Raw genomic sequence first — 2,244 nt, 5'->3', positions numbered from 1 at the left:
CCGGCATCATTGGCGGCCTTGCCGGTGACGGCTTCGGTCATCGCGGTCATGGCCTCTTCCAGCGGCAGCGTCACCTGCTTGAGCGCTTCATTCACGCTCTTCTCGACCGTCTGTTGGACATCACGCACGGCCTTGAGCTGCGCATCCGCCACGCTGGTGATCTCTTCCGGCACGCTCTGCCCCAGCACTTCCGGAATGGTCTGGCGCGCATAACGCCCCGGCGCCGCTTCGATCACGTCGAGTTTGCCCTCACCCGGTGTGCGCGCAGAGACCTCCGGTTCCGGCTCCACGAAGCCATTGCCGGTCATCCACGCCTGCCAGTCATTCCACCAGGAGCCTTCGTGCTGCTCGGTGCCCTCGAGCCACTCATCCGGCGTTGCCGGCAGGCTGTCATTGGTGGCGTAGCCGTACTTGTTCTTGTGCGGCGGATTGACGATACCCGCGATATGACCAGAGCCACCGAGCACGAAGCGCTTGATGGAGGCCTTTGGCAGCTGGGTACCGTTGTAGGTGGTCTGCCACTTGGCGATGTGGTCCTCGCGCGCGGAGACCCAGTAGCTCGGCGTCTCGATCTGGGAGAGATCGATCGGCACGCCGTCCAGCTCGATGCCGCCGGGCTGCACCAGGCGGTTCTCCAGATACATGTGGCGCAGATACCAGGCATGGGTACCGGCCGGCAGGTTGGTGCCGTCGGTGTTCCAGTACAGCAGGTCGAACGCGGTCGGCGCTTCGCCCTTGAGATAGTTGGAGACGTAGAACGACCAGAACAGGTCATTCTCGCGCAGCAGATTGAAGGAGAACGCCATCACGCGGCCATCCAGATAGCCGTCCTGCGCCATCTGCTTCTCGAGGCCCTGCAGCACCGGCTCGTTGAGGAAGACACCGATCTCACCGGGATCGGAGAAATCCTGCAGCGTTGCCATGTAGCTGACCGAGCGCACGCGGTCGGACTGCTTCTCGGCCGCCAGATAGGCCATGGTGCTGGCCGTCAGCGTGCCGCCGATGCAGTAGGACAGGATGTTGACCTGCTTCTCGCCGGTGGCCTGCTCGATGGCATCCATCGCGGCCAGCGGCCCCATCTGCATGTAATCGGCCCAGGTGAGATCACTCTGCTCGGGCCCCGGATTGCGCCAGGAGATCAGGAACACGGTGTGCCCCTGCTCCACCAGCCAGCGCATCATCGAATTGTCCTGACGCAGATCGAGAATGTAGTACTTGTTGATCCACGGCGGCACGACCAGCAACGGCGTGCTGAAGGCCTTCTCGGTGGCCGGACGATACTGGATCAGCTGGATCAGCTCGTTCTCGAAGACCACGTCACCCGGCGTGACGGCGATGTTGTCGCCGAGACGGAAGGCTTCGGTGTCGGTCATCGCGACATTGATGCCTTCGGCGGAGTTGGCCAGGTCATCGCGCAGACGCTTCAGGCCGTCGAGCAGGTTCTGGCCGCCGGTCTCGCGGGTCACGCGCTGCACTTCCGGGTTGGTGGAGGCGAAGTTGGAGGGCGAGAAGGCGCTGACGTACTGGCGCGCGTAGAACTCGAGATTGCGCTTCTGGCTCTCCGGCAGGCCTTGAATGCCAGCCAGCATGTCGTCCACGGCGCGCGAGAACAGCAGGTATTGCTGCACGAGGAAATGGTAATAGGGCTCACTCTGCCAGGCCTCATCACGGAAGCGGCGATCAGAGCGCGCGGGCGTGATCACCGGCTCGACGCTCTCGCCATTCAGCTCGCGCAACGTGCCCTGCAACAGGGCCATCTGGTCCTGGAAGAGGCGCGTCTGGGTCGACATCAACAGTTGCGGGTCACGTGCCAGGGCCTCGGCCCCCGCCTGGAAGCAACGGCCCATCTCGTCATAGATGGTGGAAGCGGCAGCGCTGGGCCATAGGCGCTCCAGCATGTCACTCATCAAGGCTTGATACTGGGCACTGGCCTGCTGCATCACGCTGGCCCACTCCGTGCCTTCAGCACCGTCGGGGAACAGACTGGTAAAGGCCTGAGAGAATGTCTGCGAGAACGCCTGCTGCTGGGCTGAGTCCATATCGCCCTTCCTCCTTGTCATTGACCATCACGTCATTGGCTATCGAAGCTTGGCTGCCGAACGTCTGCCGGCGGCACGGTTTCATCGAATCGAATCGAATCCTTCCTGACCACTGAGCAATGCCATGCCGTCTCTCGTGAGACGGGCGCCTTCACTGGCGACGGACACTGCTTTTCAGACTGTTTTTGAAGACCGTTTCACAAGA

General features: G+C 62.5%; 1 protein-coding gene. It reads right to left on the bottom strand.

Annotated features, from left to right (window positions below):
* Positions 1 to 2,039, bottom strand: a 2,039-nt coding sequence (gene phaC, locus AC4FAH_RS10560) for a class I poly(R)-hydroxyalkanoic acid synthase (RefSeq protein WP_490246003.1), incomplete at its 3' end; no start/stop codon positions are given.
* Positions 2,040 to 2,244: the final 205 nt, after the last annotated feature.

Source organism: Cobetia sp. (assembly GCF_983723665.1).
This window is presented reverse-complemented; position numbering and strand designations above follow the sequence as displayed.